We start from the raw sequence: 613 nt of genomic DNA, 5'->3' as shown, positions 1-613 counted from the left end.
GACTTGGGAAACCTCTTAAAAATATTCCTCAATTTGTTTCAAAACAACAATTAACTGAAGATGCAGTTGAAGCTGCTAGAAATGAAATGAAAGAAGAGTTAATCGCTCAAGGTAAACCTGAAAAAATTATCGACAACATCGTTGCTGGTAAAATTAACAGATGGATTGAAGATAACTCTCAATTAGATAAAACACATGCATTATTATCTCAAACTTACGTTATGGATGATTCAATGACTGTTGAAGAAGCTATTAAAGCTGTTGATGCATCAATTGAAATCGTTGAGTATGTAAGATTCGAGCTTGGTGAAGGTATCGAAAAGAAAGAAGAAGATTTCGCTGCTGAAGTAGCTGCTCAAATGGGTAACTAATTAGTATCTTACTAAATAATAATGAAGATGAAGTAATGGGTGAACAATTAGATAATAACTCACCCATTGCTGAACAAAAACCTAACTTGCTTGACGCAAAAAATATTTCCCACGAATTTGATTATAAACTTTTTGAAAATATAACTTTCTCAATACAACCAAAAGAGTCAATCTCTATTATTGGTATGAGTGGAAGTGGAAAATCAACTTTACTTAATATTTTATCCTCTTTATTAATCCCT

At 31.6% G+C, this 613-nt stretch carries 2 protein-coding genes; both read left to right on the top strand.

Annotated features, from left to right (window positions below; translation table 11 throughout):
• On the top strand, nt 1-371 hold a 371-nt coding region (tsf, locus tag B0174_RS12070), incomplete at its 5' end, for a translation elongation factor Ts (protein ID WP_108561370.1).
• 35 nt (nt 372-406) lie between these two features.
• A partial coding sequence (locus tag B0174_RS12065; protein ID WP_119187496.1) for an ATP-binding cassette domain-containing protein occupies nt 407-613 on the top strand: 207 nt, incomplete at its 3' end.

Origin of the sequence: Arcobacter caeni, assembly GCF_003063245.1 — a bacterium.
In the GTDB taxonomy this organism is placed as follows: Bacteria; Campylobacterota; Campylobacteria; order Campylobacterales; family Arcobacteraceae; genus Aliarcobacter; species Aliarcobacter caeni.
The sequence above is the reverse complement of the archived record's forward strand: the minus strand, read 5'-3'. Positions and strand labels throughout refer to the sequence as shown.